Genomic DNA, 26,044 nt, shown 5'->3' with positions numbered 1-26,044 from the left:
TCTTCGATCGAAGCGCCCGGAGCTCACTCCGGACACCACTACCGAGGACCGACCCAAACCGGCTGGCCTGGGTGTGTTGCTTGCGCCAGGCCCGGTGTTTCTTCCCGACGGCGGGTCCGTGCCAGGTGTGGTCAAACATCGGGGGAGCGACTGGCGCCGCTCCCCCGTCAGAACTATCGGCGCAGGCCGAGGCGCTCGATGAGCGCACGGTAGCGGGCGATGTCCGACTTCTGCAGGTAGGCCAGCAGCCGCTTGCGGCGGCCGACCAGCAGCAGCAGACCACGACGGCTGTGGTGGTCGTGCTTGTGCAGCTTGAGGTGCTCGGTCAGGTCCTGGATCCGCTTGGTGAGAACGGCCACCTGGACCTCCGGCGAACCGGTGTCCCCTTCGACGACGGCGTAATCCGCCATGATCTGGGTCTTGACTTCAGCGTCGAGCGCCATGGTCTCCCTAACTGTGGGTTCTGTGCCACCCGATATCCCGCGGCGTCGTGCAGGCATACCGGGCCCACACCGGTGACCCGGTGTCCCTTCCAGGCTACCAGCCGGTGAGGTCACACTCCGGCGGGATACGCAAACCGCGCGTTCCCGCGCCGTCGCCTCGCCCGCCAAGATCGCCGTTTAAAGCCATGATCTGCGGTCTGACCCAACAATTCGACACCAAACGCCGATCATGAAGCGCAAGCTACGGCTTCGGCCCGTCCAGCACCGCTCGCGTGCGCGCGACGTCGTCGTCGATCGCTTCGACCAAGGCCTCGACGCCGTCGAACTTGAGGGTGGGGCGGAGGTGACTGACGAAGTCGAGAGCCAGGCGCTCGCCGTAGAGGTCGCCGGAGAAGTCGAGCACGTACGCCTCGACGCGGCGGTCCTGGCCCGCGAACGTCGGGTTCGTGCCGATGGACACCGCGGCGGGCAGCCGGTCGTTGCCGCGGACCAGCCAGGCCGCGTACACGCCGTCCGCGGGCACCGCGGCGTACTTGGCCACCATCAGGTTCGCGGTCGGATAGCCGATCTCCCGGCCGCGCTGGTCGCCGCGCACCACGACGCCCTCCAGCCGGTGCGGGCGGCCCAGCACGGCCGCGGCCGCCGCCACGTCACCGGCGTCCACGCAGGCCCGCACGTACGTCGAGGAGTAGACGGTGCCGTCGCCGGTGACCAGCGGGGCCGACTCGACCGCGAAGCCGAACGTGCGGCCCAGCTTGGCCAGCAGCTCCACGTCCCCGGCGGCCCGGTGGCCGAACCGGAAGTTCTCCCCCACCACGACCAGCGCGGCGTGCAGGTGCTCGACCAGCACGTCGTGCACGAACCGGTCGGCGTCGAGCTTCGAGAAGTCGAGCGTGAACGGCTGCACGCACAGCACGTCGACGCCCAGGCCGGCCAGCAGCTCGGCCTTGCGCTGCGGGGAGGTCAGCATCGCCGGGTGCGAGCCGGGGCGCACCACCTCGGACGGGTGCGGGTCGAAGGTCAGCACGACGGCGGGCAGGCCCAGCTCGCGGGCGCGTTTCACGGCGTGGCCGATGGTCTGCTGGTGCCCGGTGTGCACCCCGTCGAAGACGCCGATGGTGACGACCGCCCGGCCCCAGCCGCCCGGCGCCGCGTCGTACCCCCGCCAACGCTGCATCACTGCTCGCCTCCCACCAGGACGATCTCCGCCTTGGCCCGGCCGCCGCGCTCGGACATGACGGCCAGCGCGGCCCCGTCCGGGCCCACCACACCGTACGGCCCGTCCTGACCGACGGCGGGCAGCGGCCCGCCGTGCGACACGATCTTCGCGGCGTCCGCGTCGACCGTGCGCACCGGCATGGCCCGGCCCAGGGCCTGCGGCAGCGGCAGCGCCACCGGGTCGGCGAGCTCCGCGAGCTGTTCCAGGGTGTACGCCTCACCGAGCGTGAACCCGCCCACGGCGGTGCGCCGCAGTGCGGTGAGGTGACCGCCGACACCCAGCGCGGCGCCCAGGTCGCGGGCGATGGCCCGGATGTAGGTGCCCGACGAGCAGGCCACTTCCACGGCCACGTCGACCACGTCGCCGGTCCGGGTGATCTCGGACACGTCGATCCGGGAGATGGTCACCCGGCGCGCGGGCAGCTCGACCTGCTCGCCCTGGCGCACCCGGTGGTACGAGCGCACCCCGTTCACCTTGATCGCGCTCACCGCGGACGGCACCTGGTCGACCTCGCCGGTCAGCGCGGCCAGCCCGGCCCGGATCTGCTCGTCGGTGACGTGCCCGGCGGGCGTGGTGGCGGTGACGTCGCCCTCGGCGTCGTCGGTGACCGTGACCTGGCCCAGCCGGATGACTCCCCGGTAGACCTTGCCCACGCCCACCACGTACGTGAGCAGCCGGGTGGCCCGGCCGACGCCGAGCACCAGCACCCCGGTCGCCATCGGGTCCAGCGTGCCGCCGTGGCCCACCTTGCGGGTGCCCGCGATCCGGCGCACCCGCGCCACGACGTCGTGCGACGTCATGCCCCCGGCCTTGTCGACCACGATCAGCCCGTCGGTCACCGGGCGCTGTTCCCTCTTGGCACTGCTCATGACTGTTCCCCGCTCCGCTCGGCACAGCCGTGAGCCTCAGCCCCGGGTCCCATGGTTCGCTCGCTGCGCTCACTCACAACGGACCAGCCTAAGGCGAGGCCGGGACCGGTCCCGGGCTGGGCACGGCCCAGCCGCCGGTGCGCATGCGCAGCAGCAGCGCCACGAAGCGCACCACCATGAACATGGTCAGCCCGGCCCACACCCCGCTCAGGCCGAGCTGGAGGTAGTACGCCAGCCAGGTCAGCGGCAGGAAACCGGCGACCGCGGCGATGATGGTCAGGTTGCGCAGGTACGCCACGTCGCCCGCGCCGATCAGCACCCCGTCGAGCGCGAACGTGATCCCGCCCAGTGGCAGCAGCACGAGGAACCAGGGCCAGATCAGCGCGGTCTGCTCCCATACCGCGGGATCGTCGACGAACAGGGCCGGCAGCACCGCCACACCCGCGCCGAGCACGACGGCGAACGCGATCCCGCACCAGCCGCCGAGCCAGGCGATGCGGCGCGCGGTGCGCTTGGCCGCGGGCGCGTCACCCGCGCCCAGCTCCGCGCCGACCAGCGACTGGGCCGCGATCGCCACCGAGTCCAGCACGAGGGCGCTGAAGAACCACAGCTGCAGCGCGATCTGGTGGGCGGCCAGCGCGGCCGCGCCGAACCGGGCCGCCACCGCCGCCGCGGACAGGAAGCACGCCTGGAACGCCGCGCCCCGCACGATCAGGTTGCTGTTGACCGACAGCTGGCGGCGCAGCACGTCCCAGTGCGGCGCGAGCGGCACCCGCTCCACGACCAGCGCCCGCAGGAACAGCGCGCCGGACGCGGCCTGCGCGACCACGTTCGCCCACGCGGAGCCGACCATGCCCCAGCCCAGCCCGTACACCAGCAGCGGGCACAGCGCGGCGGAGGCGAGGTTCGCGCCGAGCACGTAACGCAGCGGGCGGCGGGTGTCCTGCACCCCGCGCATCCAGCCGTTGCCGGCCATCGCCAGCAGGATGAACGGCGCGCCCAGGGCGGCCACCCGCAGCCACTGCTCGGCGTACGCCGCGACCTGCGCGGACTCCGTCCCGTTGCCGGACAGCGCCCGGGTCAGCGGCCCGGCGAACACCTGCGCCGCCACCACCAGCGCCAGCCCGGCGAGCACCGCCAGCCAGGACGCCTGCACCCCTTCGCCTACCGCACCGGCCCGGTCACCCGCCCCGAACCGGCGCGCGGCCCGGCCCGTGGTGCCGTACGCCAGCACGTTGCCGAGCCAGACGGCCAGCCCGAGCACGGTGCCGGCCATGCCCAGCGCGGCCAGCGGCACCCGGCCCAGATGGCCCACCACGGCCGTGTCGACCAGGACGTAGAGCGGCTCGGCGGCCAGCACGACGAGCGCGGGCAGCGCCAGCGCCGCGATCCTGCGGTATCCGGTCGGCGAGGTCGTCACGGCGCTCATGCGGACTCGGCCGCCAGCGGTGGGCCGCCCTCCCCGGCGCGCTCGGCATCGAGCAGCGCAGGCCTGTCGTCCGCGGGGTCGGGTTCAGCCAGCGCGGCCCTGGCGTCGGCGCCCTCGGGTCCGAGGAACAGGGCCCGGCGGCGGGCCAGCTCGGCGGGCGCGCCGATCGCGGTCCGGTCCTCCGGGACGGCGTGATAGTGCCGCAGCAGGTGCACCAGGAACGCCGGGTCGATGTCGAGCAGGTCAAGCCGGGCGCGCACGGTCGTCAGGCCACTGCCGGGCCGGTCGACGGCCAGGGAGAGTTCGTCGGTCAGGCCAGAGCTGGTCACCCGCACCCAGGCGAGCTGCGCCCACGGCACCCGCCGCGTACGCAGCCGACGCACCAGCACCGCACCGGGAGTGATCACGATGCGCGCCGGCCGCTGCCCCACCGACGCGGCGAGCAGCACCAAGCCGAGCGTCGCACCGTAGCCGCCCACTCCCCACGCGTAACCGGCGGCTGCCAGCAGGTATACCAGCGCTGCGTGGTGGCGCGGCGAGGCGGCGGTGGCGAAGCCCGACGGCATCGTGGTGAGAACCGGTTCGCGACGCAGGCGCCACAGCGGCCGGACGGCGAGCGAGTAGGCGAAGCCGATGGCGAGCCCTACCGCCACCGAGACCAGGCGCCACCGCCAGAGGTCGCCCGGCAGGCCCGCGACAACCGCGGTGACCAGCATCCCTGCGACGCCGAAGATCCAGGCCGCGAGGCGCAGCCGGCGGGTCTGCAGTGCCAGGTCGGCGAGAACGTCGTCGATGGCGGGGGCCGCAGGCACGGCTGTCGAGGACATCACGACAGCCTAGACGCAGCGATCACCCCGCCGTGTCCCCGTTGCTTGCCGGGGCGTACTACTGCCGGGTGTCCATCGAGGTCTGCAGGGCGCGACGGGCCTGCTCGCGCTCACGCTCCTGCTCGGTGGGCTGCGGCTGGGGCTTCTTCGACGTAGGCATGGCACGGTCCTTCCAGGAACAACAACGGGTCAACTTCGTCGCGCGGTCACGTCAGGGACGCGCCGTGCTCTTCTGTAGTCCGCCGCCGCTCTCGGGATCGCCGAGCTGTGTCGCCGGTGTGACTGCCGCGGAGCCGCAGGTCGTTGTGGACCACACGCGGGTGCCGCTAGAGGCAAAACTATCGTTCAGGTCCACATCCTGCACAGTGGTTCCCACATCACGGAACGTCAGCCACGCGACAGCGCTGCTGGAGGTTGACTTAACGCACGACCAGTCCGACATGTCCGATTGCCGATCCGTCACACCCCGCCCTCGCCCCGCCCCCACCCGCCGCAACTCTTAAAGAGTCGCGGCCTCCAAGCCTCCCGAAGGCCGCGACTCTTTAAGAGTCGCGGCACGGGGTGTCCATGGCGGGACAAGCGGCGGCAGGGGTGGGTCAGCGGGCGAGGAAGTGCCAGCCGAGCCAGAACCAGAAGCTGAGGATGGCCAGGCGGCCGACCGGGAAACCGCCGACGTCGTAGCGCATGACCAGGGCCGAGACGTCGCCGATGGTCGGGATGCGGGAACCGGGGCGGCGAGCGGCCCACTCGACGGCGAGCACTGCCAGGGCGGCCAGGAGGAACCCTGCGATGGCGAGCAGGCGGGTCAGGCTCATCGGCGCACCAACCCCCAGAATCCCGCCAGCCAGCCGAAGTACGCCATGCAGCGCAGCAGGTAGCCGTCCAGCAGCGGATCGGCCAGCAGCGACAGCGTCGGGTAGTCGTGGGTGGAGCCCATGCCGAAGGTGACGAGTTCGACGACCACGAAGATGGCGATCGGCACCAGCCACCACGCGACACCGGGCAGCAGAGCCACCGGTGCGGCCCGGCGCGGCAGCCGCGAGGACATGCCCGCCAGCAGCAGGCCACCGCCCAGGGCCAGCACGTACAGGTTCGCGGCCAGCGAGAACGACGGGAGCAGCCCGCCGATCAACGCGAACGGCACGAACACCGGGAGCATGACCTGCGCACGCGCCCAGGGCGACACCGGCTCGACGGTGAGCTCAGGACGCTGTTCCATGACCTGATTGTGCTATGTTGCCCGGTCTTCCGGGACCCAGTCCGGGCAAGATCGCCACTTGGTGTCAGAACCTGCGGTGAGACCGCGGATCACGACACGAAACAGCGATCTTCCCTGCCAGCCCGCGGGGCAGAGGGTCAGCCCTGAGCGGCCAGCTGGGCGCGTACCGTGTCGATGATCTGCTCGGCCGTGCCACGGCCGGTGAAGCCGGCCGCCAACCGGTGCCCGCCACCGCCGAGGGCGACCGCGACCCGGCTCACGTCCGCGCCGCCCTTGCTGCGCATGGAGACCGCCCATTCGGTGGGCGCGACCTGCTTGAGCAGCAGTGCGACGTCGGCCTCGGACACGCAGCGCACCGAGTCGATCAACGCTTCCAGCACGTACGGCGGCTGGTCGTGCTTGGCCAGGTCGTCGAGGGTGGCCACGGCGATCACCAGCCCGCGCCCGCCCGCCGACTCCGGCTCCAGCCGGGCGCGGCCCATCACCTCGCCGAACATGCGGACCGCGCCGAAGGGGCGGCTGTCGAAGATGCGGCGTGAGATCGCGCCGACGTCGATGCCCGTCGCCACCAGCCGCGCCGCGAGCTCGTGCACCTCGGGCGTGGTCAGGTCGAACTTGAACGAGCCGGTGTCGGTGACCAGGGCGATGTAGAGACACTCGGCCATGTCCCGGTCCAGCGGCACGTCCAGCCGGCGCAGCAGCTCCGCGGCGACCACGGAGGTGGCGGCGGCGCACGGGTCTACCAGCGACACCTTGCCGAAGCCGGTGTTGGAGGCGTGGTGGTCCAGCACCAGGCTGACCGTCGCGGTCTCCAGCCGGTCCACCAGCGCGCCCAGCCGCGACTCGCTGGCCGCGTCGAAGGTCACCAGCAGGTCCGGAGCCGGGTCCGCCTCGGCCTCGGGGATCAGCAGGTCCATCGCGGGCATGTGCAGCGGCTCCGGCACGCTCAGCGGGCCGGGGAACGTGCACTGCAGCGAGGTCACCCCGAGCCGGCGCAGCCCCTGGGCGAAGCCGAGCATGCTGCCCAGCGCGTCGCCGTCCGGGTTGACGTGGCACACCAGCAGGACCCGGGCACCCGGCCGCAGGCCGGACCGCACCGCGTCGACCGCGGCGGCCCAGTCCTGCTCCGTCGGGCGGCCCGTGGTCCCCGCCGCCGGCATCGCCGTCGTCACCGCTGGACTGCCGCGCGCAGGGCCGGCTCCTCTTCGTCGTCGTCGTCCGCGCCCTCGTCGTCGTCTTCGTCGACCTTGTAGGGCTGCGCCTCGCCGGCGTACGCCGCGCCCGCGGCCAGCTGCTGCACCTGGTCGTCGCGCTGCTTGGCCTCGGCGAGCAGGTCGTCGATGTGCTTGACGTGCTCCTGGACGTCGTCGGACACGAACGCCAGCGACGGCGAGTGGCGCAGGCCCAGGGCCCGGCCCACCACACCGCGCAGCATGCCCTTCGCGCTCTCCAGCGCGGCGGCCGTGCCCGCCTGCTCCTCGGCGTCGCCGAGCACCGTGTAGAAGACGGTCGCCTCACGCAGGTCGGCGGTGATCCGCGCGTCCGTAATCGTGATCATCCCCAGGCGGGGGTCCTTGATCTGGGTACGAACCACCGATGCGACGAGCTCACGCACTCGCTCCGCATGCTTGCGAACCTTGGCCGGATCAGCCATCACGTCACCTCCGCGACCGACGACCACGACGCGCCCGCGCCGACTCACGCCGGCCGCGGTGACGAGCCAGGGTCGAAACCAACACCATGACACTACCCGCCGGGTCCGACCCTCACTCCTGAGAGCCGAGCCCGTGCGCCTACCCAGCCCACCGGCTGTGATCACGAATACAGGGGACTAGTCGTCGTCGCCGTACCAGCGGCGCTTCACCGACAGGACCTCGACCTCCGGGCGGCCCACCACCAGGCGCTCGCACTGGTCGAGCACCTCGTTGACGTGGGCGGCGTCGGCGGCCACCACGGCCACGCCGATCTCGGCGCGCCCGTGCAGGTCCATGGCGCCCACCTCGGCGACCGCCACCTCGTACTTCTTCAGCGCCGCGATGATCGGACGGATGTACGACCGCTTCTCCTTCAGTGACCGCGAGTCACCGGGCAGGAGCAGGTCGAAAACGGATGTTCCGGTATACACGAGCGATGACAGTACGCCAGGTCAGACCTTGCGGGCCACCAGAATGTCCCGGGTGATGGCCTGGTCGACGCGGTGCTCGAAGCCCTCGTAGTCGACCGCCTCCAGCCCGTGCTCCTCCAGCAGGTCCAGGGCGTCCTCACGCGGGGCCACGTGGGTGTTCCAGGACATGCCCAGCGCGCCGCCGGGGCGCAGCAGCGACGTCCAGCCGGGCAGCGCCTCCTCCAGCAGCTCCTGCGGGCCGCGGGCCAGGCCCTTGGCGCTGCGGCTGCCGTGCACCACGCCGTACGGCAGGTCGGCCACGATCACGTCGACCGAGTTGCCCTTGAGCAGCGCCCGGGAGGCGATCGTGTCCGCCTCGAAGAAGGACAGGTGCTGCGGGTCCTCGCGCACGTCGCCGATGCGGGCGTCGAAGCGGCGGCCCAGGCGCTTGCCCTCGCGGCGCAGCGGCGTCATGTCGGTGGTGTGCTTGATCCGCTTGTTCTTGAGCCAGGTCTTGAGGAACGCGCTGTACGCCTCGACGTCCTTGCCGTCGAGCTCGATGCCGACCGCGTCCCAGCCGTACATCAGCGCCTGGTTGATCGTGGTGCCCCGGCCGGCGACCGGGTCCAGGACCGCGAACCGCTTGGTGAGCAGCTGCTCGGCCCACGAAGTGGCCAGCACGGTGACGTTGAGCAGCAGCTTGGTGAAGTGCTCGTTGGTCTTGCCGGCGTACTTCTGGATGGTGATCAGATCGTCGTCGTACCGGTCCAGCGACGGCTCGCCGAGCGGCTTGAGCAGCCCGCCCTCGACCATCTCGAACAGCGCGTACGCCGACGACAGGTTCGCCAGCACCCGCAGGTCGTCGGTGCTGAGCGCACCGTCCTCGACCTCGAAGGTCAGGTAGGGCCGTCCCGCGAACTCCACGATCTCGGCCGGCTCGATCCGCCCGCCCAGCGCCCGCTCCGAGAACACCGCCAGCTCGGCCGCCATCAACTCCGGCGCCGACTGCGTGTAGACCCGGTTCGCCGACGGCGCCACCAGAAGCCCGTACCTAGCCACCTGTGCCAACTCCCTCCGCCGCCTTCTCAACGACGATCCAGCAAGTCTTGTCGTCCGCTCATCCACGGACACGGAGCGGGGCGGGACTCCGGTGCAGTTTCGCACCGGGGCCCCGCCCCGCGTCACGGGATCACACCCGCGGCTTCTCGCGCATCTCGAAGGTCTCGATGATGTCGCCCACCTGCAGGTTGTTGTAGCCACCCAGGGTCAGACCACACTCGAAGCCCTCGCGGACCTCGGTCGCGTCGTCCTTGAACCGCTTGAGCGAGCTGATCGTGGCGGACTCCGCCACGACCGCGCCGTCGCGGACGACCCGTGCCTTGCCGTTGCGGCGCAGCAGACCCGACCGGACGATACAGCCGGCGATGAGACCCACCTTGGACGAACGGAAGACCTCGCGGACCTCCGCCGAACCCAGGGCGACCTCTTCGTACTCCGGCTTGAGCATGCCCTTGAGGGCCGCCTCGATCTCTTCGATGGCCTGGTAGATGACCGTGTAGTACCGGATCTCCACGCCGTTGCGGTCGGCCAGGTCGCGTGCCTGGTCCATCGGCCGCACGTTGAAGCCGATGATGATCGCGGTCGAGTTCGACGAGGCCGACGCCAGGTTGACGTCGTTCTCCGTGATCGCACCGACGCCGCGGTGGATGATCCGAAGCTGGATCTCCTCCGGGATCGGCAGCGCGACCAGCGCGTCCTCCAGTGCCTCGACGGAACCGGACACATCGCCCTTGATGATCAGGTCGAGCGAGGTGCGCTCGCCCTCCTTGATCTTCTCGAGCAGCGTCTCCAGCGTCGCCCGGCCGCGCAGGTTCGCCTGCTCGGCAGCCCGCTTACGGGCCTGGCGCTGCTCGGCGATCTGACGGACCGTCCGGTCGTCGTCGGCGGCCAGGAAGGTGTCACCCGCACCCGGCACCGCGGTCAGACCGAGCACCATCACCGGACGGGCAGGGCCCGCCTCGGCCAGCGGGTGGCCGTTCTCGTCGAGCATCGCCCGGACGCGACCGTAGGCGTTACCCGCCACGATCGAGTCGCCGACGCGCAGCGTGCCCTTCTGGACCAGCACCGTCGCGACGGGGCCGCGGCCCTTGTCGAGCCGGGCCTCGATGGCCAGACCCTGGGCGTGCCCGTCGATCGGGGCCAGCATCTCCAGCGACGCGTCCGCGGTGAGCAGGACCGCCTCCAGGAGGCCGTCGATGTTGAGACGGCTCTTGGCGGAGATGTCGACGAACATGGTCTCGCCGCCGTACTCCTCGGCGACCAGGCCGTACTCGGTCAGCTGCTGACGCACCTTGCCCGGGTTGGCCTCCGGCTTGTCGACCTTGTTCACCGCGACCACGATCGGCACGTCGGCCGCCTTGGCGTGGTTGAGCGCCTCGATCGTCTGCGGCATGACGCCGTCGTCGGCCGCCACGACCAGGACCACGATGTCGGTGGCCTGGGCGCCACGGGCACGCATGGCGGTGAACGCCTCGTGACCCGGGGTGTCGATGAACGTGATAGCCCGCTCTTCACCCTCGTGCTCGACGTGCACCTGGTACGCGCCGATGTGCTGGGTGATGCCGCCGGCCTCGCCCTCGACCACGTTCGCCGACCGGATCGCGTCCAGCAGCTTGGTCTTACCGTGGTCGACGTGACCCATGACGGTCACCACCGGCGGCCGGCTGACCAGACGCTCCTGGTCGACGTCGGCATCGAGGTCGATGTTGAAGCGGGCCAGCAGCTCGCGGTCCTCGTCCTCGGGGCTGACGATCTGCACCTCGAAGCCGAGGTGCTCACCGAGCAGCTGCAACGTCTCGTCCGTGCAGGACTGCGTCGCCGTGACCATCTCGCCCAGGTTGAACATCTCCTGGACCAGCGAACCCGGGTTGGCGTTGATGCGGTCGGCGAAGTCCGACAGCGACGCGCCGCGCGGCAGCCGGATCTCCTGACCCTGGCCGCGCGGTGCACCCGAGCTCATCGTGGGCGCGGAGAGGTTGTCGAACTCTTGACGCCGCTGCTTCTTGGACTTGCGGCCGCGCGACTTGCCGCCGCCACGACCGAACGCACCGGCAGCGCCGCCACCACGGCCACGACCACCGGCACCGCCACCCGGACGGCCTGCGCCACCCGCCGGCGGGCCACCGGTGCCACCACCGGGACCACCGCGGTAACCGCCGCCGCCACCGGGCGCGCCGCCACCGGGACGGAAGCCCGTGCCGGCGCCACCGCCGCCACCGGGACCGCCACGGAAGCCGCCGCCGGTGCCGCCACCGGGACCGCCACGGAAACCGCCGCCGCCACCGGGACCGCCGGGACGGCCTGCGCCGCCGCCGGGACCACCGGGACGACCCGCGCCGCCACCCGGACGGGCGGGACGCTGGCTGGGCATCGACGCCGGGTTCGGCCGCGGCGGCATGGAAGCCGGGCTGGGCCGAGGCGGCATGGAAGCCGGGTTGGGACGGGGCATGCCCGCCGGGGACGGACGCGACGGGGCGCCGCCCTGCGAGATGCCGAACGGGTTGTTGCCACCGCTGCGCGGCGGACGAGCGCCACCGGGCGCGGCCGGACGACCCTCACGGGTGCCGCCGCCCTCGGGACGCGGACCGGCCGGACGGCCGTCACGGCCGCCCTCGGGACGCGGACCACCGGGACGGGCGTCGCGACGCTCGCCACCGGGCGCGCCGGGACGGCCGCTCGGAGCGGCCGGCGGACGGGCCGCGGTGGAACCGGGGCGGGGCGGCATGAAGCTGGGCTTCGGGCCGTCTCCGCGGGGCTGGTCCTCACGCTGCTTGGCGGCCTGCTGGGCCGCCCGGACGGAGGCCTCCTGCTCGGCCTTGAGCGCCGAGGCGCGAGCCTCGGCCGCGGCGACCTCGATGTCATGGGCGCTCGCCGGCTTCGTCACCGGGGCGGGCGGGACCATGGAGGTCGGCGCCTTCGGCTTCATGGGCGCCGAGGGCTTCTTGGGGGGCGCCGGCCGAGCCGTCACCCGTGGTTCGTTCGCGGTCGCCGCCGTGGTCGCCGCTGCCGCGGGCGCCGACGGCGCACTCGGGGCGCTGGGCGCTCCCGAGCCGGCCGCGAAGGCGTCCTTCAGCCGACGGGCGACGGGAGCCTCTACGGTGCTCGACGCGGACTTGACGAACTCGCCCATCTCTTTGAGTTTGGCGAGAACGTTCTTGCTCTCGACGCCGAGCTCCTTAGCAAGCTCGTGTACGCGGGCCTTGCCTGCCACTGCACTCCTCACTCCGAGGTCGCACGGGCAGTGACCCGCTGCGACCTCACTTGTGCACTTGAAGCCTGATCATTTTTGCGACTTCATCGTGTGCCCATGCCGGTAGTCCTACCTTGCTTGATCCTCAGACGGGGCTGATGAGGCCGCCGCCTACGGTGGGTCCGCCACCCCGTGACTGGTCTGGCGGTGATCCTTCGGATCGGTTCGTGACCCTCGGGCCGCGTCACGGTCCGTGGATCGCCTCGGCCAGCTCACCGGTGTCGATGACCCCGGTGGTGATCCGCAGCGCGCGCCCGAAGGCACGGCGCCGCAGCGCCAGCTCGAGACAGGCCGCTGTCGGGTGCACGTGTGCACCCCGGCCGGTCAATCTGCGTCGCGGGTCGGGTCGGAGACTGAACTGGTCAGCTCCCGACGCCACCGCCACGACGCGGAGCAGTTCGGTAGCGGACGCCCGCTGCCTGCATCCGACGCACGTGCGCACCGGAGGCGGCACAGGCGTGACTGATGAGGCCGCCACAAGCGGTGCGGGCCGCGAGCGTCGTACCACCTGATGAGTCTACCCCTATGCGGAGACGGGAGTGCCGCCCGGCTCCGTCTCGTGATCAGCCGCGGAACGCGGTCCACGCGGCTGCGCGGCTCCGGAGTCGGCCGCGTCGGAGCGGATGTCGATGCGCCAACCGGTCAGACGGGCAGCCAACCTGGCATTCTGCCCTTCCCGACCGATCGCCAGGGAGAGCTGGTAGTCCGGCACGGTGACGCGCGCCGCACGCGTTGCGAGATCCACCACTTCGACCTTCAGGGCCTTCGCCGGGGAGAGCGCGTTGCCCACGAACTCCGCCGGGTCGTCCGACCAGTCGATGATGTCGATCTTCTCGCCGTGCAGTTCACTCATGACCGCGCGCACCCGCTGGCCCATCGGGCCGATGCAGGCGCCCTTCGGGTTGACGCCCTGCACGTTGGATCGCACCGCGATCTTCGTACGGTGGCCGGCCTCGCGCGCGATCGCGGCGATCTCGACGGTGCCGTCGGCGATCTCCGGAACCTCCAGCGCGAACAGCTTCTTCACCAGGGCCGGGTGCGAGCGGGACAGGGTCACCTGCGGCCCGCGGAAGCTCTTGGCGACGTGCACCACCACGCAGCGGATGCGCTGGCCGTGCGGGTACGTCTCGCCCGGGACCTGCTCCGACTGCGGCAGCACGGCCTCGACCTTGCCCAGGTCGACCGAGACGATGCCCTTCTCGGTACGCGTCTCGTGCGCCTGGATCACGCCGGTGACCAGGTCACCGTCGCGGTTGACGTACTCGCCGAAGTGCACCTCGTCGGTGGCCTCGCGCAGGCGCTGCAGGATGACCTGCTTGGCCGTCATCGCCGCGATCCGGCCGAAGTCGTGCGGGGTGTCGTCCCACTCCCGCAGCAGCTCACCCTCGCCGCCGTACTCCTGCGCGTACACCACGGCCGCGCCGGACTGGCGGTTGATCTCCACCCGCGCGTGCGACTGCGCGCCGTCGGTGTGCCGGTATGCGGTGAGCAGCGCAGACTCGATTGCCTGCAGGATGGTCTCCTCGGAGATCTCCTTGTCACGTGCCAGCGCACGGAGCGCCGCAAGATCGATGTTCACCGCTCTTCTCCTTCATCGTCCAGCTCGTCGTCGTCGAGGTCCTCGTCGTCGGACGAGTCGTCGTCGAACTCCGCGAGCTCCTCATCGGAGATCTCGTTCATGCGCTTGAACTCGACCTGGACGCGCCCGGGGCCCAGCGCGTCGTAGCTCAGCGCGTGCTCCTCGCCGTCCACGTCGAGGGTGATCCCGTCGGCGTCGGCGGCCAGCACGCGGCCGGTCAGCGTCTTGTCCCCCGCCTTGACCTTCACCAGGCGGCCCGTGTTGCGGGCCCAGTGCCGCGGCAGGGTCAGCGGCCGGTCGACTCCGGGCGAGGAGACCTCCAGCTGGTACTCGCCCCGGATCAGGTCGGCGCCGGACTCCTCGGCCTCGTCCAGCGCCCGTGACACGGCGCGGGAGACCTCGGCGATGGCGTCCAGACCCACCCCGCCGTCACCATCGATGATCACCTGGACCAGGTGCCGGCGGCCGATCTGCTTGACCGTCAGCTCCTCCAGGTCGTAGCCGGTGCCGGCCACCACGGGGTCGATCACGGCCTGCAACCGGGCGCGGCGCGCCGTCAGTTCGGCCGGAGAGGTCCTGGCAGGAGCCGGTGCCGCCGTTCGGGCAGGCTTCTGGCCCGCCTGACGGCCTGAGGCACGGCCACGCTGAGCCATCTGGGGCACCCCTCTCGGTGATTCATCGACTGCGCAGAGCGTAACCCGCGAGCACGCGGCAACGACCAGCGGCGCGCTGCGGTCGAGACTTCGCTGGTGGCCGTCCCGGCGGCCTGCCGGAAACGGCGGGCCCCGGCGACTGTCCACCGGTGTCCGACACGTGATCACGGAGTGGCAGCAGCGGCTGGCTTAAGGAAGACTGGCGCGGTGCGTACGCGGGGAAATGATCATAGCTGGTCGGCGGGCTCCCGACCGAATCGACGGCGGCTGCTGCGGGCGGGCGCGGCGACGGCGGCGGCCGGGCTGGCCGCGACGGCGCTGGCCGGTTGCGACCTGCTCGACCCGACCCCGGACACCCCGCCCCCGCCGGACGCCCTGATGGGTCTGCTGGCCGGCACCCACGCGCTGGTCTCGGCGTACGACGCCGCGCTGGCGGCAGACACCACGCTCAGCACCCTGCTCACCCCGCTGCGCGAGACGCACCGCGTGCACGCCGCCGCCCTGGACGCGATCATGAGCCCGCGACCGTCGGCGAGCGCCTTCACCGCCCCGACCGGCGCCCCGGTCACCGGTGACCGCAAAGCGATCCTCAAGAGCCTGCGCACGGCCGAGGTGTCCGCCGCCAAGCAGGCCGCCGAGGCCTGTGTGGCCACCACCACGTCCCGCGCGGTGCTGGTCGGCGAGATCGCCGCCGCCCGCGCCACCCACGTGGAGGTGCTGGTATGAGCAACCGGATCACGCGGTCAGCCGACAAGGGCACCGGGGAGAAGGCATGAGCGAGAAGCTGGCGGAGCGGTTGCAGGCGGCGCTGAGCGCCGAGCACAGCGCGATCTTCGCGTACGCCCGGCTCGGGGTGCTGCTCGACAAGGCCGCGCAGAAGGACGCCCGGATCGGCGAGGAGATGCACCGGACCCGGCGGGACGCGCTGCTGGTGCAGCTGGCCGAGTTGAAGGTCGCCGCGCCGGTGGCCCAGGCGGGCTACGCGCTGCCGTTCCCGGTGACCGACGAGGCCGGCGCGCTGAAGCTCGCGGCCTACGTCGAGGACGGGGTCGCGGCGACCTGGCGAGCCGCGCTGGCCGACGCCGAGGGCGAGGTGCGCCGCCGGATCCTGGTCGCCTACACCGACGCCGCGGTACGCGGCACCCACTGGCGGCGGCTCGCCGAGGTCACCCCGGCCACCGTGCCCTATCCCGGTCGCAAGACCCAGTAGCAGCCGTTACACCTGGTCCCACGGGACCGCCTTGCCTTCGGCATACCGAGTATGCATACTCAGTAGCCATGTCCATCCGACATGGTTTGCTCGCCCTGCTCGAACGCGGCCCCCGCTACGGCTACCAGTTGCGCGCCGAGTTCGAAGACTCGACCGGCTCCACCTGGCCCCTGAACATCGGCCAGGTCTACACCACCCTCAACCGCCTCGAACGCGACGGCCTCGTACGCGCGCTGCCGGAGAACGACGGGGGGCAGCGCCCCTACGAGATCACCGGGGAGGGGCGCGCCGAGCTCACGCTGTGGTTCGCCACCCCGATCGCCCGCGCCGACCGGCCCCGTGACGAGCTGGCCATCAAGCTCGCGCTCGCGCTGACCACCCCCGGGATCGACGTGCAGGCGGTGGTGCAGACCCAGCGCAGCGCGACGATGCGCGCGCTGCAGGAGTACACCCGGCTCAAACGCACCGACGCCGAGCTGCCCTGGCGGCTCGTGCTCGAAGCGATGATCTTCCAGTCCGAGGCGGAGCTGCGCTGGCTGGACCACTGCGAGACGGCCCTGGTGCGCTACGAGAAACCCGCCGCCACCCCGCTGCCGTCACACGACGACACCCCACGGGAGGCCCGGCGATGAGCGCCGTCCTGCAACTGCGCGACGTGCACCGCACCCACGGCACCGGCGAGGCGGCCGTGCACGCCCTGGCCGGGATCACCCTCGACGTGCTGGCCGGAGAGCTGGTGGCCGTGATGGGCCCGTCCGGCTCCGGCAAGTCCACCCTGCTCAACCTCGCCGGCGGGCTCGACGCCCCGGACGCGGGCGAGGTGCTGGTCGAGGGCGTCGCCCTGTCCACGCTGCGCCGCGGGGAGCTGGCCGGGCTGCGCCGCCGCAGCGTCGGCTACGTCTTCCAGGCCCTGAACCTGCTGCCCAGCCTGACCGCCGCCGAGAACGTGGCGCTGCCGCTGGAGCTGGAAGGGATCGCCGCGCGCAAGGCCCGGCCGCTGGCCGAGGCCGCACTGGCCGAGGTGGAGCTCGTCGGGTACGCCGACCGCTTCCCCGATGAGATGTCCGGCGGACAGCAGCAGCGCGTCGCCATCGCCCGCGCCCTGGTCGGGCAGCGCCGCCTGGTGCTGGCCGACGAACCCACCGGCGCCCTGGACTCGGTGACCGGCGAGGCCGTGCTGCGCCTGCTGCGCGCCCGCGTCGACGCCGGGGCCGCCGCGGTGCTGGTCACCCACGAAGCCCGGCACGCCGCGTGGGCCGACCGGGTGATCTTCCTGCGCGATGGCCGAATCGTCGACGCCTCTGGGCCGTTGTCCAAGCCCGAGCAGCTGCTGGAGCCCGCGTCATGAGGTGGCTGCGCGGCTGGGCCCCCGCACTGCGCATGGCACGCCGGGAGGCACTGCGCTCCCGTGGCCGCTCCGCGCTGGTCATCGCCATGATCGGGTTGCCGATCGCGATGATGTCCTTCGTCGCGGCCGCGTACGACATGCACCGGCTCACCCCGGTCGAGGAGCTGACCCGCCAGATCGGGCAGTACGACGCCCAGGTCGAGTGGGTCGCCGACGGACCCATCACCCAGCCGCCCGTGGGTGACGGGTACGCCGCCGGCGGCGCGGTCGCGATGCGCCAGTCGCCGGCGACCGCGGCCGAGCTGCTGGCGGTGCTGCCCGCCGGGTCGTCCGTCAGCCAGGTCGCCGAGGGTGGCGTCGACGTGTTCACCCCAGACGGCATCGGCGGCGTGAGCGCCCGCGGCGTGGACCTCGCCGACCCGCGGCTGACCGGCTTCGTGGAACTCCTCTCGGGTGCCGCACCCGCCCGCAACGACGAGGTCGCCCTGAACGAGGGGCTGGCCGAACGGCTCGGGGTGGGCGTCGGCGGAACGATCCGCACGGCGAACCCCGAGTACACGTACCGGGTCACGGCCGTCGTCGAATTCCCGACCTCGCTGCGCGACACCGTCGTCTTCCGGCCAGGCGTGCTCCCGGCCTCGGCCCGCTGGCTGGTCCACACCCCGTCGCCCGTGCTGTGGGCCGACGTGCAACAGCTCAACGAGCACGGCATCGCCGTCCGGAGCCGTGCGGTTGCCCTCGATCCGCCTGCGGTCCCGGCGGATCCCACCGTGACCACCAGCAGCGAGATCGAGGAGGTCGCCCTCAGCGCGATCATGGTCGTGCTGATCATGTTGGAGGTGGTGCTGCTGGCCGGTCCGGCCTTCGCCGTCGGGGCGCGGCGGCGCAGCCGCGATCTCGCGCTGGTCGCCGCCACCGGCGGGACCCCAGCCCACCTGCGGCGCATCGTGCTGGCCGACGGCGTGGTGCTGGGCCTGGGCGCGGCGGTCGCCGCCGTCGGGCTCGGCATCGCCGCCGCCGTGCTCACCCTGCCGCTGTTCGAGCATTACCTGGTCCAGGCCCGCGCCGGGGGCCTGCGATTCTTCCCCGCCGCCCAGGCGGGCGTCGTACTGCTCGCGGTCGGCGCGGGCCTGGCGGCCGCGATGGTGCCCGCGTTCACCGCCGCCCGGCAGAGCGTGGTCACCGTGCTGGCCGGCCGCCGTGGCGTCACCCGGTCCCGCAAACGCTGGATCACGCTCGGCACCGTCCTCGCGGTGGGCGGTGCCGTGATCGCCGTCAGTGGCGCCGGGTTGCGCGTGACCACCGCCATCATGGTCGGCGTGGTACTCGGCGAACTCGGCCTGGTGCTGCTCACGCCGTCGCTGGTCGGGCTCATCGCCCGGGCCGGACGGTGGCTGCCGCTCGCGCCCCGGATCGCGCTCCGCGACACCGCCCGCAACCGGGGCTCGGCCGCGCCCGCGATCTCGGCCGTGATGGCCGCCGTCGCCGGCGCGGTGGCCCTGGGGGCGTACGTCGGCAGTGAGGAGCAGCAGCGCTTCGAAAGCTACGACCCGCGAATGCCGATCGGTAACGTGCTGGTACGGCAGGACGCCCCGGACACCGCGCAGGCACCGGACGTGGCCCGGATTCAGCAGGCGGTGCGCCAGGCGCTGCCCGACGCGCGCACGCACGTGCTGCTGTCACCCGTCTGCGCGGAACCGGCCGAGGGGCGCGGCTGCGCGCTCAGGCTCGACCTGCCGCCGGCCGCACGCTGTCCGGCCTGGTCCGATTCCGCCATGACCTCGCAGGCGCGCGACCAGGCCGCGATCGAGGACCCGCGCTGCGCTTGGGAGGAGGCCATCGGCTCAGTCCAGTTCGCGATCGTGGACGACGCGGAGGCCCTGGCGGCGATCAGCAGCGCGCCCGCGGCCGACCTGGCCCAGGCCCGGCAGATGCTCGCGGCGGGCGGCCTGGTCGTCGCTGATCCGCGATACGTGAGCGGCGGCACCGTGTCGGTCGTCGTGACCGACTGGCAGGAGAAGACCGCGCAGCGGGCACCGCAGGACCCGGTCGACCGCAACCCGGTGACGGTGCCCGCCACGGCGCTGCCCGGCAACTCGCTGAGCGCCGCGTTCGTCGTGGCCACCCCCGCCGCTATCGAGCGGCTGGGGCTGGGCGTACGCCGCGACATGGTGATCGGCGCCGTCGGGCACGTGCCCTCCGCCACCGAGACCGAGCGGCTCAACGCGGCCGTGCACGCCGCGGGCAACGACCTGCACGTCGAGGTCGAGCAGGGAGCCCAGTACCAGGAGGAGCCGATCGTCTGGATCCTCGGCCTGGTCGCGGCGCTCGTCGCGCTGGGCGCCGCGGGCATCGCCACCGGCCTGGCCGCCGCGGACGGCCGCGCCGACCTGGCCACGCTCGCCGCCGTCGGGGCGAGCCCGCGGGTACGCCGCCTGCTGTCGCTGAGCCAGTCAGGGGTGATCTCCGGGTTGGGCGCGGTGCTCGGGGTGCTGGCAGGCCTCGGCACCACCGCCGTGCTCATCGCCGCAGTCAACGCGAGCGGCAAACACATCGTCCACGGCGACGCCCCGATGCGGCTGCTGCTGCCCTGGGAGAACATCGCGATCGTGCTGGCCGTCCCACTGGTCGCGATGGCCGGCGCAGGCCTGCTCACCCGCTCCCGCCTCCCCATCGAACGCCGCCTCTAGCCGTCAGAGGGCCAGGGCAGAGGAAGGGCGCCTTCTCGACGCTCCGCGTTGAAGGAGGCGCCCTTCCTCTGCGTCGCACGCTCCTGACCCGCGTCGGGGCGGACAGCCGGCGCGCTGGCGACCGGCTCTTCCGCGTCCCCGCCGCTTGCGGCACACTGTGCCGATGCTGCCCCGCCTCGCCCGTTACCTGGGCCATCGCCGTTGGTTCGCCCGCATGGGCAGGTTCCTCGTCCCGGCCGACCGTGCGGTCGCGAAGCTCACCAAAGGGCGGGTCGTGGCGCTGGGCCTGCTGCCCACGCTGATCCTCACCACCACCGGCCGGAAGTCGGGTCAGCCGCGCACCCAGCCGTTGCTGTACGTGCGCGACGGAGAGAACTTCGTGGTCACCGGCTCGAACTGGGGCCAGCAGGGTCACCCGGCCTGGTCGACGAACCTGCTCGCCACGCCGGACGCGGTGGTCACCCTCGACGGCCGCGAGATCCCGGTACGCGGCGAGCCGGCCACCGGAGCCGAGCGCGAGCGCCTATGGCAGCTCCTCCTGACGGTGTGGCCGGCGTACGCGACCTACCAGGAACGCGCCTCGAATCGCGTGATCCGCATCTTCTCCCTCGTCCCCCGCTGACGCGCTGTCCCGGCCGTCGCGCCAGCGCGCACCGCGTCCGCAGCGACACGTAAAGGCGCAGCCAGCGGGCACCGCAGCGTTAACAAGGGCACCTTCTATAACGCGGAGCGTTAAGAAGGTGCCCTTCCTTCGTACGGGGTTAGGCGGTGTTGACGCCGATGGCGGCGCCGATGAGGTAGGTGGCGCCGGCGGCTGCGGCGCCGAGGAGGAGCTGGCGCAGGCCGGCGGACCACCAGCGGCGGCGGGTGAAGCGGGCGGTGAGGGCGCCTACGACGAACAGGCCGAGGCCGCCGATGGCCAGGGCCAGCCACAGGGACTCGCTGCCGAACAGGTAGCTGAGCAGCGGGATCAGCGCGCCGATGGAGAAGCAGACGAAGGACGAGATCGCGGCCGTCCACGGGCTGGGTTTGCTGTCGGGGTCGATGCCCAGTTCCTCGCGTACGTGCATGCGCAGCGCCTCGGCCGGCTGGGTGCTCAGGTCGTCGGCGAGCTGCCGGGCCAGGTCGGGCGAGATGCCCCGGTCGATCCAGCGCTGGGCCAGTTCGGCGGCCTCGGCGGCCGGGTTGTGCCGCAGCTCCCGGCGCTCCTTGGCGACCTCGGCCTCGATCTGCTCGTTGGCGGTGCGCACGCTGGCGTACTCGCCCAGCCCCATCGAGATCGCTCCGGCGACCAGGCCGGCCACGCCCGTGAGCACCACGGTGTGCGCGCTCACCCCGGCGCCGCCCACACCCGCGATCAGGCCGATGTTGGTGACCAGGCCGTCCATCGCGCCGAAGGTCGCCGCGCGCAGCCAGCCGCCGGAGACGTCGGCGTGCTCGTGGTCGATCGGCGACACGGCCGGGCGGTCGTCGCCCGGTCCGGACGCGAGCCGCGCACCGTCCCCGGGTGGAACAGGCCCGGCCGGGCGCACGCCGCTCTCGGCGGCCACGGCGGGGTCGGGCTTGTCGGGGTTCACGGCAGGGTCAGGATGTCCGCGCCGGACTCGGTGACCACCAGCGTGTGCTCGAACTGGGCGGTCCAGCGGCGGTCCTTGGTGACCACCGTCCAGGTGTCTCGCCAGGTCTCGTACGCGATGGAGCCGAGTGTGATCATGGGCTCGATGGTGAACGTCATGCCCGGCACCATGATGGTGTCCGCGTTCGGGTTGTCGTAGTGCGGGACGAACAGTCCGCTGTGGAACGACTGGCCGATGCCGTGCCCGCCGAAGTCGCGCACCACGCCGTAGCCGAAGCGCTTGGCGTACGACTCGATGACCCGGCCGATCACGTTGATCGGGCGGCCCGGCGCGACCGCCTTGATGCCCCGCATCATGGCCTCGTGGGTGCGCTCGACCAGCAGCCGGGCCTCCTCGGCGACGTCGCCGACGCAGAACGTCGCGTCCGTGTCGCCGTGCACCCCGTCCTTGAACGCCGTCACGTCGACGTTGATGATGTCGCCGTCCTCGATCACGGTCGAGTCCGGGATGCCGTGGCAGATGACCTCGTTCAGGCTGGTGCAGCAGGACTTGGGGAAGCCCTTGTAGCCCAGCGTCGACGGGTACGCGTCGTGGTCGAGCAGGAACTCGTGCACCAGCCGGTCGATCTCGTCGGTGGAGACACCCGGCTTGCAGTGCTCCCCGGCGAGCTGCACGGCCTGCGCCGCGATCCGCCCCGCGACCCGCATCTTCTCGATCGACTCGGCGTCCTGGGTCAGCGGGCCGTCCCAGCGCTTCGGCTGCTTGCGGCCGACATACTCGGGACGGGGGATGTGGGCGGGCACCTCCCGCCACGGGGAGAGCTTGCCAGGGGTCAGCGTCGCACGGCCGTTCATGCCCTGAACTCTAGCGCTCGGCGAAGACCGGGGCTCCGTCGATGCTGTGCGCGTTGCGGGTGGCCCGGTAGTGCTCGCGCTGTTCGGGCGTCTTGTGGTCCCAGAACTGGACGAGCAGGTCGCGGTCGCCCTCGTACGCCATCAGCGGCACGCCGTAGCCGCAGGAGTCCGACACGCGGGTGACGTCGATCACGACGATGCTGCGCAGGCCGACGTGCGGCGGGGCCGGGAACTGCTTGATCAGCTCGGCGGCGCGGGGGTCCTCGGCGAGCACCGACTCACCGTGGCCGTGCAGGCGGTAGATCTTGGGAGGGCCGTCGAAGGCGCACACCATCAGCACGATGCGGTTGTTGTCGCGCAGGTGCGCCATGGTCTCGATGCCCGAGCCGCCGTACTCGTAGTACGCCACCTGGTGGGGGCTGAGCACCGCGAAGGAGTCGGTCAGGCCCTTGGGCGAGAGGTTGACGTGGCCATCCGGGTCGGACGGCGCGGTGGCGACGAAGAAGACCCGCTGCGCCAGCAGGAAGTCGCGGATCCGGTCGTCGATCTGCTCGTACACCTTGCCCATGCCGATGACGCTACCCCCGCCACCCACTCGCCCGCCGCCCCGCACCCACGAGCTGGGACACCCGTTCCCCTGCCGTCGCGCGAGCCGTCGATTTCATAGACGTTGGCCTATCTGACTGAGAAATCGGCGATCACACTCATCCAGATAGGCCAACGTCTATGACAGGCGGGGTGCGGCGCATCGCCCCGATGAAGACCGGGTCAGACCGTGGCGAAGAACTCGGCGCGGTTGGCACGGGCGTGGCGGACCTGGGTGGCCGCGTTCACCAGGGCCAGGAACAGGGCGTTGGTCGCCATGTCCTCCGGGTGCCACTGCACGCCGACCGCGAACGGGTGGTCCGGGTGCTCGACCGCCTCGATCATGTCGTCCGTGGTGCACCAGCCCGTCGGCACCAACCGGCCCGGGTCCTTGACGGCCTGGTGGTGGTACGAGTTCACGACCGCCTCGCCGCCGTACAGCTCCCGCAGCCGCGAGCCGGTGGCGAACCGCACCGGGTGCTCGGCGTACACCTTGGTCGGCCCGTGGGTGGAGTGATCGCCGGTGCCGGGCACGTCGGGCAGGTGCTGGTGCAGCCGCCCGCCGCTGGCCACCGTCATGACCTGCAGGCCACGGCAGACGCCGAGCAGCGGCAGGCCGGTCTTCAGCGCGATACGCACCAGCGGCAGCTCGCCCGCGTCGCGCAGCGGGCTGGTGTAGACCTTCGGGTGGGGCGTCTCGCCGTAGCGGGCCGGCTCGACGTCGGCGCCTCCGGCCACGATCAGCCCGTCGAGGCCGTCGAGGACCTCCACGCCGCCGTCGGCCATCGGAGGGATGAGCACCGGACGGCCGCCTGCCTTGGCCACCTGTTCCGTGTAGGCCCAGGGCACCACCGCGGCGCGGGTGTCGTGCACGAGGAATCGGGTCGTTTCCACATAGGTGGTGATACCGATCAACGGTCTGGTCACATCGCTCACAACGGCGTCACGTATGCCCCGGTAATGCCTCCGTCGACGACGAACTGGGAGGCGGTGATGAATGAGGAGTCGTCACTGGCGAGAAACGCTACCGCCGCGGCGATTTCTGCGGGCTCGGCGAACCGGCCCATCGGCACATGGACGAGTCGGCGAGCCGCCCGCTCCGGATCCTTCGCGAACAGCTCCATCAGCAGCGGCGTGGCCACCGGGCCGGGGCACAGCGCGTTGACGCGCACCCCCTGCCGGGCGAACTGCACACCCAGCTCACGGCTCATCGCCAGCACGCCGCCCTTGCTGGCGGTGTAAGCGATCTGACTCGTGGCCGCGCCCATCAGGGCGACGAAGCTGGCTGTGTTGATGATCGAGCCCTTGCCCGCGGCGAGCATGTGCGGCAGGGCGTACTTGCAGCACAGGTAGACGCTGGTGGTGTTGACCCGCAGCACCCGCTCCCAGGCGTCGAGCCCGGTGTCGAGGATCGAGTCGTCGTCGGGCGGGGAGATCCCCGCGTTGTTGAAAGCGATGTCGAGCCGCCCGCGCCGGGCCGCGACGCCGTCGAACAGCTCGCGCACCTGCGCCTCGTCGGATACGTCGCACTGCACGAACTCGCCGCCGACCTCCTCGGCGATCTTCTTGCCCGCCTCTTCGGCGAGGTCGACGGCGACGACGTAAGCCCCCTCCGCCGCGAACCGCCGCGCCGTGGCCGCGCCTATGCCGCTGGCCGCACCGCTGATGACCGCCACCCGGTCCTGCAACCGCCCCATGCCCTGCCTCTCGCTGTCCTTACGACCGGTGGCGCCCGCGACCCGTGCTTACAGCGTGCGGGACGCGGGCGGTGCACCGCTGGAGTTTCACTCGGTGGAGATGAAGACGTTCTTGGTCTCGGTGAACGCCAGCGGGGCGTCCGGGCCCAGCTCGCGGCCCAGTCCGGATTGCTTGGCCCCGCCGAACGGGGTCCAGTAGCGCACCGAGGAGTGCGAGTTGACGCTCAGCACGCCCGCCTCGATCCCGCGCGCCAGCCGCAGCGCCCGGCCGACGTCGCGGGTCCAGATCGACCCGGACAGGCCGTACTCGGTGTCGTTGGCCAGCCGCAGCGCCTCGTCCTCGCCGTCGAAGGCGAGCACGGACAGCACGGGCCCGAACACCTCCTCGCGCCAGTGCCGCTCGCCCGGGTCGCGGGCTGCCAGCACCGTCGCCGGGTGCCAGAAACCGGCCCCGACGGGGGCTTCGCCGCGCATCAGCACGTCCGCGCCGTCCACGTAGCCTGCGACCCGCGTGCGCTGCTCGGCGGTGATGAGCGGGCCCATGCCGGTGGCCGGGTCCATCGGGTCACCGCAGCGCCAGGCCGCGACGTGCGGCTCCAGCAGGGCCAGGAAGTCGTCGTACACCTCGCGCTGGACGAGCAGGCGGGAGCGGGCGCAGCAGTCCTGTCCGGCGTTGTCGAAGACGGCCCCGGGCAGCGCGGCGGCGGCCTTGTCCAGGTCGGCGTCGGCGAACAGCAGGGTGGAACTCTTGCCGCCGAGTTCCAGGGTCACCCGGGTCAGGTCGGCCGCGCACGCCGCCATGATCTGGCGGCCCACCTCGACGGACCCGGTGAAGCAGATCTTGCGTACGCCCGGATGGGTCACCAGCGCGTGCCCGGTGACCTCGCCGTGGCCCGGCAGCACGGTCAGCACGCCCTCGGGCAGCCCGGCTTCCAGGGCCAGCTCGGCCAGCCGCAGCGCGGTCAGCGGCGTCGTCTCGGCCGGTTTCACGATCACCGTGTTGCCCGCGGCCAGCGCCGGGGCGAAGCCCCACGCGGCGATCGGCATCGGGAAGTTCCACGGCACGATCACGCCGACCACACCCAGCGGCTCGTGGAACGTCACGTCCACCCCGCCCGCGACCGGGATCTGCCGCCCGCACAGCCGCTCCGGCGCACCCGAGTAGTAGTCGAGCAGGTCCCGGACGTTGCCCGCCTCCCAGCGCGCGTTGCCGATCGTGTGCCCGGCGTTGCGCACCTCCAGCAGCGCCAGCTCCTCGACGTGCGCGTCGACCACGGCCGCGAAGCGGCGCAGCAGCCTGGCCCGGTCACCCGGGGACACGTTGCGCCAGCTCTCGAAGGCCTTGGCGGCGGCCCGCACCGCCGTGTCGACCCCGGCCGCGTCGACCGGCTCCACCGAGGTGATCAGCTCCTCGGTGACCGGGTTGATGATC

27 protein-coding genes are annotated in these 26,044 nt (G+C 72.0%); 6 read left to right on the top strand and 21 right to left on the bottom strand.

The window, feature by feature from the left end:
• Positions 1-173: 173 nt before the first annotated feature.
• From rpsO to rimP, 15 genes are all read right to left on the bottom strand, one after another.
• On the bottom strand, positions 174-443 hold the full coding sequence (rpsO, locus tag F6W97_RS21065; RefSeq protein WP_120318568.1) for a 30S ribosomal protein S15: 270 nt from the start codon (positions 441-443) through the stop codon (positions 174-176).
• 241 nt (positions 444-684) lie between these two features.
• Positions 685-1,620, bottom strand: coding sequence for a bifunctional riboflavin kinase/FAD synthetase (locus tag F6W97_RS21060; protein ID WP_155372156.1), 936 nt, complete (start codon positions 1,618-1,620; stop codon positions 685-687).
• On the bottom strand, positions 1,620-2,531 hold the full coding sequence (gene truB, locus F6W97_RS21055) for a tRNA pseudouridine(55) synthase TruB (protein WP_155372155.1): 912 nt from the start codon (positions 2,529-2,531) through the stop codon (positions 1,620-1,622). The genes F6W97_RS21060 and truB overlap by 1 nt, the downstream gene beginning before the upstream one ends.
• Before the next feature lie 88 nt (positions 2,532-2,619).
• Entirely contained in the window at positions 2,620-3,960 is a 1,341-nt protein-coding gene (locus F6W97_RS21050; RefSeq protein WP_155372154.1) for an MATE family efflux transporter, read from the bottom strand.
• Positions 3,957-4,787, bottom strand: coding sequence for a hypothetical protein (locus F6W97_RS21045; protein WP_155372153.1), 831 nt, complete (start codon positions 4,785-4,787; stop codon positions 3,957-3,959). Before F6W97_RS21045 ends, F6W97_RS21050 begins: the two co-directional genes overlap by 4 nt.
• Positions 4,788-5,383: 596 nt before the next feature.
• A complete protein-coding gene (locus F6W97_RS21040) occupies positions 5,384-5,602 on the bottom strand; it encodes a DUF6186 family protein (protein WP_196279251.1) in 219 nt (72 codons plus the stop codon).
• On the bottom strand, positions 5,599-6,006 hold the full coding sequence (locus tag F6W97_RS21035) for a hypothetical protein (protein WP_155372152.1): 408 nt from the start codon (positions 6,004-6,006) through the stop codon (positions 5,599-5,601). The genes F6W97_RS21040 and F6W97_RS21035 overlap by 4 nt, the downstream gene beginning before the upstream one ends.
• Positions 6,007-6,143: 137 nt before the next feature.
• A complete protein-coding gene (locus tag F6W97_RS21030; protein ID WP_155373008.1) occupies positions 6,144-7,166 on the bottom strand; it encodes a DHH family phosphoesterase in 1,023 nt (340 codons plus the stop codon).
• A gap of 8 nt (positions 7,167-7,174) precedes the next feature.
• On the bottom strand, positions 7,175-7,660 hold the full coding sequence (rbfA, locus tag F6W97_RS21025) for a 30S ribosome-binding factor RbfA (protein ID WP_155372151.1): 486 nt from the start codon (positions 7,658-7,660) through the stop codon (positions 7,175-7,177).
• Positions 7,661-7,837: 177 nt separating this feature from the next.
• Entirely contained in the window at positions 7,838-8,131 is a 294-nt protein-coding gene (locus F6W97_RS21020) for a DUF503 domain-containing protein (RefSeq protein WP_155372150.1), read from the bottom strand.
• A 21-nt stretch (positions 8,132-8,152) separates the two neighbouring features.
• The gene (locus F6W97_RS21015) at positions 8,153-9,169 is read right to left on the bottom strand and encodes a TRM11 family SAM-dependent methyltransferase (RefSeq protein ID WP_155372149.1); all 1,017 of its coding nucleotides are present in this window, start codon (positions 9,167-9,169) and stop codon (positions 8,153-8,155) included.
• Positions 9,170-9,299: 130 nt separating this feature from the next.
• The gene (infB, locus tag F6W97_RS21010; protein WP_155372148.1) at positions 9,300-12,380 is read right to left on the bottom strand and encodes a translation initiation factor IF-2; all 3,081 of its coding nucleotides are present in this window, start codon (positions 12,378-12,380) and stop codon (positions 9,300-9,302) included.
• 223 nt (positions 12,381-12,603) lie between these two features.
• Positions 12,604-12,873: a YlxR family protein gene (locus tag F6W97_RS21005; RefSeq protein ID WP_330164986.1), complete on the bottom strand. Its 270-nt coding sequence runs from the start codon at positions 12,871-12,873 to the stop codon at positions 12,604-12,606.
• A 69-nt stretch (positions 12,874-12,942) separates the two neighbouring features.
• Positions 12,943-13,998 (bottom strand): transcription termination factor NusA, encoded by a 1,056-nt coding sequence (gene nusA, locus F6W97_RS21000; protein ID WP_155372147.1) that lies wholly within the window; start codon positions 13,996-13,998, stop codon positions 12,943-12,945.
• A complete protein-coding gene (gene rimP / locus F6W97_RS20995) occupies positions 13,995-14,651 on the bottom strand; it encodes a ribosome maturation factor RimP (protein ID WP_155372146.1) in 657 nt (218 codons plus the stop codon). Before rimP ends, nusA begins: the two co-directional genes overlap by 4 nt.
• 207 nt (positions 14,652-14,858) lie before the next feature.
• Between rimP and F6W97_RS20990 the strand changes: the two genes are divergently transcribed.
• The 6 genes from F6W97_RS20990 (at position 14,859) to F6W97_RS20965 (ending at position 20,521) form a co-directional block, all read left to right on the top strand.
• The gene (locus F6W97_RS20990; RefSeq protein ID WP_155372145.1) at positions 14,859-15,377 is read left to right on the top strand and encodes a hypothetical protein; all 519 of its coding nucleotides are present in this window, start codon (positions 14,859-14,861) and stop codon (positions 15,375-15,377) included.
• 46 nt (positions 15,378-15,423) lie between these two features.
• Positions 15,424-15,861 carry a ferritin-like domain-containing protein gene (locus tag F6W97_RS20985; protein ID WP_155372144.1) on the top strand — a complete coding sequence of 146 codons (438 nt, stop codon included), beginning with the start codon at positions 15,424-15,426 and terminating at the stop codon, positions 15,859-15,861.
• 68 nt (positions 15,862-15,929) lie between these two features.
• Positions 15,930-16,493, top strand: a complete 564-nt coding sequence (locus F6W97_RS20980; protein WP_155372143.1) for a PadR family transcriptional regulator — start codon at positions 15,930-15,932, stop codon at positions 16,491-16,493.
• A complete protein-coding gene (locus tag F6W97_RS20975; RefSeq protein WP_155372142.1) occupies positions 16,490-17,209 on the top strand; it encodes an ABC transporter ATP-binding protein in 720 nt (239 codons plus the stop codon). Before F6W97_RS20980 ends, F6W97_RS20975 begins: the two co-directional genes overlap by 4 nt.
• Positions 17,206-19,899: an FtsX-like permease family protein gene (locus F6W97_RS20970; protein WP_155372141.1), complete on the top strand. Its 2,694-nt coding sequence runs from the start codon at positions 17,206-17,208 to the stop codon at positions 19,897-19,899. The genes F6W97_RS20975 and F6W97_RS20970 overlap by 4 nt, the downstream gene beginning before the upstream one ends.
• Positions 19,900-20,062: 163 nt before the next feature.
• Positions 20,063-20,521, top strand: coding sequence for a nitroreductase/quinone reductase family protein (locus F6W97_RS20965; RefSeq protein ID WP_407924596.1), 459 nt, complete (start codon positions 20,063-20,065; stop codon positions 20,519-20,521).
• A gap of 139 nt (positions 20,522-20,660) precedes the next feature.
• On the opposite strand, the gene F6W97_RS20960 is transcribed toward F6W97_RS20965, so the two are convergent.
• The 6 genes from F6W97_RS20960 to F6W97_RS20935 all read right to left on the bottom strand — a co-directional run bounded on the left by F6W97_RS20960 (position 20,661) and on the right by F6W97_RS20935 (position 26,043).
• On the bottom strand, positions 20,661-21,356 hold the full coding sequence (locus F6W97_RS20960) for a VIT1/CCC1 transporter family protein (protein WP_155373005.1): 696 nt from the start codon (positions 21,354-21,356) through the stop codon (positions 20,661-20,663).
• Positions 21,357-21,472: 116 nt separating this feature from the next.
• Positions 21,473-22,330: a type I methionyl aminopeptidase gene (gene map, locus F6W97_RS20955; RefSeq protein ID WP_155372140.1), complete on the bottom strand. Its 858-nt coding sequence runs from the start codon at positions 22,328-22,330 to the stop codon at positions 21,473-21,475.
• A gap of 10 nt (positions 22,331-22,340) precedes the next feature.
• On the bottom strand, positions 22,341-22,898 hold the full coding sequence (locus F6W97_RS20950; RefSeq protein WP_155372139.1) for a pyridoxamine 5'-phosphate oxidase family protein: 558 nt from the start codon (positions 22,896-22,898) through the stop codon (positions 22,341-22,343).
• A 200-nt stretch (positions 22,899-23,098) separates the two neighbouring features.
• The gene (locus F6W97_RS20945) at positions 23,099-23,842 is read right to left on the bottom strand and encodes a gamma-glutamyl-gamma-aminobutyrate hydrolase family protein (protein ID WP_269059703.1); all 744 of its coding nucleotides are present in this window, start codon (positions 23,840-23,842) and stop codon (positions 23,099-23,101) included.
• A gap of 5 nt (positions 23,843-23,847) precedes the next feature.
• Complete coding sequence (locus F6W97_RS20940) at positions 23,848-24,612, bottom strand: 3-oxoacyl-ACP reductase (protein ID WP_155372137.1); 765 nt, start codon at positions 24,610-24,612, stop codon at positions 23,848-23,850.
• An 87-nt stretch (positions 24,613-24,699) separates the two neighbouring features.
• Complete coding sequence (locus tag F6W97_RS20935) at positions 24,700-26,043, bottom strand: aldehyde dehydrogenase family protein (protein ID WP_230686965.1); 1,344 nt, start codon at positions 26,041-26,043, stop codon at positions 24,700-24,702.
• Position 26,044 lies beyond the last annotated feature (1 nt).

Origin of the sequence: Catellatospora vulcania, from assembly GCF_009720385.1 — a bacterium.
Classification (GTDB): Bacteria; Actinomycetota; Actinomycetes; order Mycobacteriales; family Micromonosporaceae; genus Catellatospora; species Catellatospora vulcania.
The sequence above is the reverse complement of the archived record's forward strand: the minus strand, read 5'-3'. Positions and strand labels throughout refer to the sequence as shown.

What these genes read in the sequence shown, in the direction of transcription:
- F6W97_RS21050 (WP_155372154.1), bottom strand. Translation starts at nt 3,960, where the DNA reads ATGAGCGCCGTGACGACCTCGCCGACCGGATACCGCAGGATCGCGGCG.
- rpsO (WP_120318568.1), bottom strand. Translation starts at nt 443, where the DNA reads ATGGCGCTCGACGCTGAAGTCAAGACCCAGATCATGGCGGATTACGCC.
- rimP (WP_155372146.1), bottom strand. Translation starts at nt 14,651, where the DNA reads ATGGCTCAGCGTGGCCGTGCCTCAGGCCGTCAGGCGGGCCAGAAGCCT.
- rbfA (WP_155372151.1), bottom strand. Translation starts at nt 7,660, where the DNA reads ATGGCTGATCCGGCCAAGGTTCGCAAGCATGCGGAGCGAGTGCGTGAG.
- F6W97_RS21035 (WP_155372152.1), bottom strand. Translation starts at nt 6,006, where the DNA reads ATGGAACAGCGTCCTGAGCTCACCGTCGAGCCGGTGTCGCCCTGGGCG.
- F6W97_RS21045 (WP_155372153.1), bottom strand. Translation starts at nt 4,787, where the DNA reads ATGTCCTCGACAGCCGTGCCTGCGGCCCCCGCCATCGACGACGTTCTC.
- F6W97_RS20975 (WP_155372142.1), top strand. Translation starts at nt 16,490, where the DNA reads ATGAGCGCCGTCCTGCAACTGCGCGACGTGCACCGCACCCACGGCACC.
- F6W97_RS20985 (WP_155372144.1), top strand. Translation starts at nt 15,424, where the DNA reads ATGAGCGAGAAGCTGGCGGAGCGGTTGCAGGCGGCGCTGAGCGCCGAG.
- F6W97_RS20965 (WP_407924596.1), top strand. Translation starts at nt 20,063, where the DNA reads ATGCTGCCCCGCCTCGCCCGTTACCTGGGCCATCGCCGTTGGTTCGCC.
- F6W97_RS21060 (WP_155372156.1), bottom strand. Translation starts at nt 1,620, where the DNA reads ATGCAGCGTTGGCGGGGGTACGACGCGGCGCCGGGCGGCTGGGGCCGG.
- F6W97_RS20950 (WP_155372139.1), bottom strand. Translation starts at nt 22,898, where the DNA reads ATGGGCAAGGTGTACGAGCAGATCGACGACCGGATCCGCGACTTCCTG.
- map (WP_155372140.1), bottom strand. Translation starts at nt 22,330, where the DNA reads ATGAACGGCCGTGCGACGCTGACCCCTGGCAAGCTCTCCCCGTGGCGG.
- F6W97_RS20940 (WP_155372137.1), bottom strand. Translation starts at nt 24,612, where the DNA reads ATGGGGCGGTTGCAGGACCGGGTGGCGGTCATCAGCGGTGCGGCCAGC.
- F6W97_RS20970 (WP_155372141.1), top strand. Translation starts at nt 17,206, where the DNA reads ATGAGGTGGCTGCGCGGCTGGGCCCCCGCACTGCGCATGGCACGCCGG.
- truB (WP_155372155.1), bottom strand. Translation starts at nt 2,531, where the DNA reads ATGAGCAGTGCCAAGAGGGAACAGCGCCCGGTGACCGACGGGCTGATC.
- F6W97_RS21040 (WP_196279251.1), bottom strand. Translation starts at nt 5,602, where the DNA reads ATGAGCCTGACCCGCCTGCTCGCCATCGCAGGGTTCCTCCTGGCCGCC.
- F6W97_RS20980 (WP_155372143.1), top strand. Translation starts at nt 15,930, where the DNA reads ATGTCCATCCGACATGGTTTGCTCGCCCTGCTCGAACGCGGCCCCCGC.
- F6W97_RS21030 (WP_155373008.1), bottom strand. Translation starts at nt 7,166, where the DNA reads ATGCCGGCGGCGGGGACCACGGGCCGCCCGACGGAGCAGGACTGGGCC.